Source organism: Streptomyces niveiscabiei (assembly GCF_001419795.1).
GTDB classification, from domain to species: Bacteria; Actinomycetota; Actinomycetes; order Streptomycetales; family Streptomycetaceae; genus Streptomyces; species Streptomyces niveiscabiei.
On the sequence record NZ_LIRL01000402.1, the window covers coordinates 1 to 4,544 of the forward strand.

The window sequence follows — 4,544 nt, forward strand, 5'->3', positions numbered from 1 at the left end:
CGCCGAGCTGCTGGGGCCGCGCGTCCCCGCCGAGCCAGTGCGACCGCCACACCCCGCCCCCCTCGAACGCGTCGTCCAACGCAACCCGCGTACCGTTCGGGAACAGCCCCCGGCTGCTGCCCTCGCGGACCATGTCGGCGAGAGCCGCGTTGGCGTGGCACACCGCCGAGGCGTACCCCAACCCGGTGAGGAGTTCCCCGGCGCCGGGGACCGTCCGCAGCCGGGGCCCGATCGCCGTGTACACGGTGGCGGGGCCGGTGGGGCCGTGGCGGCGGTGGACGGGGGTGACCGCGCGGCGCAGGTCGGCGCCGAGCGACCGCAGGTCGTCGCCGCCGAGGGCGCCCGCGTCCCGCTGCCGGGCGGCGAACGCGTCCTCGGTGATGGCGTACTGACCCCACGTACGCAGCAGTTCGCTGGCGCGGAGCACGTCACGTACCCGGCGCAGCAGCGTGAGGAGGGCGGGGCGCAGGACGTCGTCCCCGGTGCCGCCCGCGAGTGCGGCCAGCGAGACGGGGACGAGGGGACTCAGGAGCTGGGCGCGTGCGGTGGTCAGCAGGTGGTCGGCGTAGGCGGCCAGCCCGTCCCCCCGGGCGGCCCGCGCCGACGGATAGCGGGCGTCGACGACGATGTGCCCGTCCTCGTTCAGCCACCGCCGGTGGCTGCGTAACCGCCGCAGCTGGACGGCCGTCAGGCTGAGGCCGGGTCCGAACGCGTGCGGGTCGGGCACCAGGAGTTCCCGCCGACGCGCGGTCGCCCCCTCTCTCCCCGGCCCTTCCGCGCCCGCGGGCGCCCCGGACACCCAGGCGGGCACGTCCCCCGTGGCGTCGACGTCCGGATGGGCGCCCTCCTTGTACACGATCTCGGCGAAGAGCGGCGCGGCCCCCGTCGCGATCCGCACCATGGCCCCGACCGGCAGCGCGGGCGCCTCCTCACCGAGCGCGATCAGCGGAAAGTCGTCCGGGCGCAGGGGGCTGCGGCCGTAGCCCTCGCCCGCGAGGTCGTACCCGAAGTACAGGGCGTTGAAGGCGACAGCCGTATGCACCGGCGACGGGCGGGCCGCGACGACCGCTTCCAGATAGCGCAGCAGCCTGCGCCGCTCCTCCTCCGGTACGGCACCGCCGTCCGCGATCATCGCCGCGGTCAGCAGCGCATGCTCGCCGTACGGCTCCGGCACCCCGTCGTGCTGCGGACGTTCCCCACCCATGGCACCTCCATCACATCGCGGGCCGCCCCGACCCGCGCGCAACGTGTGGCTCAGGCTATGCCCGTCCTCCGCCGGCCCACCGCGCTTTCTTAACCTTCGTCGAAAAAGGACGACTCCACACCGACTCCGACCGGACAACCCAGGACAGAAACGGGGCAACCAACCGACTTCACCGACACACGGGCCGGGCTCACGCGCTGCCGAAGACCGCGCCCCAGCGCCCCGGACGCCGCGCGCCCGCCCCACAGAAAACCCCGCTGACCTGCGGGAAAGGTGAGCGGCAGACGAGCCGGGCCGTACGCCGGGTTCTGTTTCCCCGGGGTCCTCGCGGGCCTCGGGGCGACGGCCATCCATCTAGGGCCGACGTTGCCGTCGGCCTCGTGCGGTCTACCCGCGGACTCGGGCGGGCAGCCCTCGAACGTCCGCGCAGAGCGCGTTCTACCGCGCTCCTTTTGACCTTGCTCCGGGTGGGGTTTACCTAGCTGCCCAGGTCACCCTGGGCACTGGTGGTCTCTTACACCACCGTTTCACCCTTACCCGGCGCCGGAGCGCCGGGCGGTCTGTTTTCTGTGGCACTGTCCCGCGGGTCACCCCGGGTGGCCGTTAGCCATCACCCTGCCCTGTGGAGCCCGGACGTTCCTCGGGGCCCCCAAGGGGGACCACGCGGCCGTCCGCCCGGCTCGTCTGCCGTGTCGACCATGTTACCGGCCGTGCGCCGCGCTTCGGTCCGGCGGCCGTGGCCAGCACGGAGCCCGCGAGGATGAGCGCGAAGGCCGCGCCGATGCCGAGGGTCAGCTTCTCGTCGAGGAAGAGCGCCCCGGCGGCTACAGCGACGGCGGGGTTGACGTACGTGATGACCGTCGAGCGCGTCGGGCCGATCTCCTTGATCAGCTCCAGGAAGGCGACGAAGGCGATGGCCGTGCAGATCACGCCGAGGCCCGCGAGGGCGGCCAGGACGGTCGCCGAGGGCATCTCGGAGGGCCAGGTCGCCGCCGCGAAGGGCGCGTACACGAGCGCGGCGAAGGCTAGGCAGGCCGCGGTGAGGTGGAGGGAGGGTACGTCCTTGAGGTGGCGGGCGGCGATCAGGGGCGCGGTCGCGTAGCCGACGACCGTCACCAGCACCTCGGCGAGGGAGCGCGCGTCCCCGCCGGTCAGGTGCGGGACGGTCAGTACGCCCACGCCCGCGAGGCCCAGCGCGAGGCCCGCGATCCGCCGCGCGCCGAGCCGTTCCGTGTCGCCGAAGAACCGCGCGAGGACGACGCCGACGATCGGGACGCCCGCGATGAGCAGTCCGGCCGTCGAGCTGGACAGGTGCCGTTCGGCGTCCGTGAGCGTGAACCAGGGGCCGACGATCTCGATGCACGCGAACGCCAGCATCGGCAGCCAGTGCGCGCGCACCACGCGCGGGAGGCCGCCCTGACGGAGCGCGAACGGCAGCAGGAGCGCCGCCCCGACCGCGCAGCGCGTGAACACCACCATGGTCGGCGAGAGGTCCTCCACCGCCACCTTGATCATCAGATAGGGAATGCCCCAGACCACTCCCATCAGGGAGAACAGGAACCAGCCACGTGCAGTCATGACCCGAGTCTCACCCCCTCCCCCACCGGTCGTCTTGAACGCTGTTGCGGTACGCCGCCGGGGTGACTCCGAGGACGCGCCGGAACCAGCGCGTGAGGTGCGCCTGGTCCGCGAACCCGACGAGCGCGGCGGCCTCGGCGGGCTTCACCCCGGCGTCCAGCAGCGCCCGCGCGCGGTGCACGCGGTGCTGGGCGAGCCAGGCGTACGGGGGCAGGCCCATCGTCGTACGGAACGCGCGCAGCAGCTGGTACCGGGACAGGCCCAGGTCGGCGGCGAGCGTGGACAGGGGCGGGGGCGCGAGCAGTTCGTCGGCGAGCCGGTCGCGCACCACGCGCGCGAGGGCGGCGGCTCCGGGCAGGCGGTCGTCCGTCGGGCGCGCGGTGGAGTGCCGGCGGGCGAGGGCGGTGAGCAGCCAGGGGACGGTGGACTCGGTCTCCAGCGGGTCGGGGTGCGCGCTGAGTCCGGCGTGCGTACGGCGCAGGGCCTCGGCCAGCTCCGGGTCGTGGATCAGCGGCTCGCGGAAGTGCGGTACGCCGCCGAGGGTGCCCTCGGTGAGGAGGCCCGGCTCGGCGTAGACGGCGCGGTAGGCGTAGCCGTCGGTGGCGTTTCCGGGGCCTCCGGTGTGGGTCTCGCCCGGGGCCAGGACGACGATCGTGCCGGGGCCTGTGCGGATGTGGCCGCCTCTGTAGGCGATCACCTCGGTGCCGCCGACGCATACGCCGACCGTGAACTCGTCGTGCGCGTGCGGCGCGTAGACGTGTTTCTCGAACCGTGCGGTCAGCAGGTCGAGCTGCGGCCCGCCGTCACCGAGCCGCGCTCTGGTCCATACCGCCTGCTCAGCCATCCGACGTCCCCCGTTCTTGTCCGTTGCGGCAACTCCCGTGTCGCTGTCTCGTATTCCGCGTGCGTGTCTGTGTCTGCGTCTGGCCGTCCGGCCGTCTGGCCGTCTGGCCGTCTGGCCGTCTGGCCGTCCGGCCGGGTTCAGGCTTCCAAGGCGGCCTCCAGTGCGGTGAACGCGTGGTTCAGGCGCGTGCGGTGGTCGTCGGAGACGGCGGACGCCGGGTCGCCGGACATCAGGCGGCGCGCGGAGGCGACGTACGCGTGGGAGGTGCCCAACTCGCCGAGGACCTCGCGCAGGAGATCCGCGAACTCGTCGGGGGAGGCGACGCGTTGGACCAGGGGGCGGTACTGGTCCAGGACCGAGTTCCAGTCGATGCCGCACATGCCGGGGTCCCAGAAGTAGGCGCGGATCAGACGGCCGGCCTCCTCGTACGACTGCCGCCACTCGGCGCCGGGGTCGACCTCGTGGAGGATGCGGCGCAGGTCGATCCAGACGGTCGAGTCGCCGTCCCCCAACTCGGTTGAGGGGACGGCCCGTAGCTCGCCCTCGTCGACGACGACCAGGCGGGTGCCGTCGCCGCTGAGCGCGAACCAGTCGAGGTGGTCGACGAGTTCGGACTTCTTGGCCTTGGTGATGGTGAAGTGTTCGAGGGTCGGGCGCTCGCTGGTGTCGTCCGGATTGGCGAAGGTCTCGCCGAGCGCGCCGGAGATCGGCCACCGCAGCCAGACGACCCCGCCGCCGGCGACCGGGTACAGCGCGGAGTACTTCGAGGCGGGTACGGGGAACGGCGTGACCCTGCTCTCCAGCCCCTCCACCTCGACGGTCACGGCGCCGCCGTCCTCGGTCTCCACGGGGTCGAGCCCGCCCGCCGCCGGGCGCCCGTCGGGGCTCAGCGCGAAGGGGGAGGGGGTGGCCGAGGAG

Annotated in this window: 1 protein-coding gene, 1 other RNA gene and 3 pseudogenes; all 5 read right to left on the reverse strand. The window is 73.4% G+C overall.

The window, feature by feature from the left end; genetic code table 11:
* Positions 1 to 1,204, reverse strand: a pseudogene (locus AOK24_RS19850) (hypothetical protein); the annotation flags it as partial.
* Positions 1,205 to 1,485: 281 nt separating this feature from the next.
* Positions 1,486 to 1,887: RNase P RNA component class A (gene rnpB, locus AOK24_RS19870), an RNA gene on the reverse strand.
* A 115-nt stretch (positions 1,888 to 2,002) separates the two neighbouring features.
* A pseudogene (locus AOK24_RS52755) lies at positions 2,003 to 2,782 on the reverse strand (DMT family transporter); the annotation flags it as partial.
* 10 nt (positions 2,783 to 2,792) lie between these two features.
* Positions 2,793 to 3,626, reverse strand: coding sequence for a helix-turn-helix domain-containing protein (locus tag AOK24_RS19860; RefSeq protein WP_055721408.1), 834 nt, complete (start codon positions 3,624 to 3,626; stop codon positions 2,793 to 2,795).
* A gap of 137 nt (positions 3,627 to 3,763) precedes the next feature.
* A pseudogene (locus tag AOK24_RS19865) lies at positions 3,764 to 4,544 on the reverse strand (hypothetical protein); the annotation flags it as partial.

Bases quoted from the DNA above. Each gene is read 5' to 3' on its own strand.
- AOK24_RS19860 (WP_055721408.1), bottom strand. From the start codon at position 3,626: ATGGCTGAGCAGGCGGTATGGACCAGAGCGCGGCTCGGTGACGGCGGG.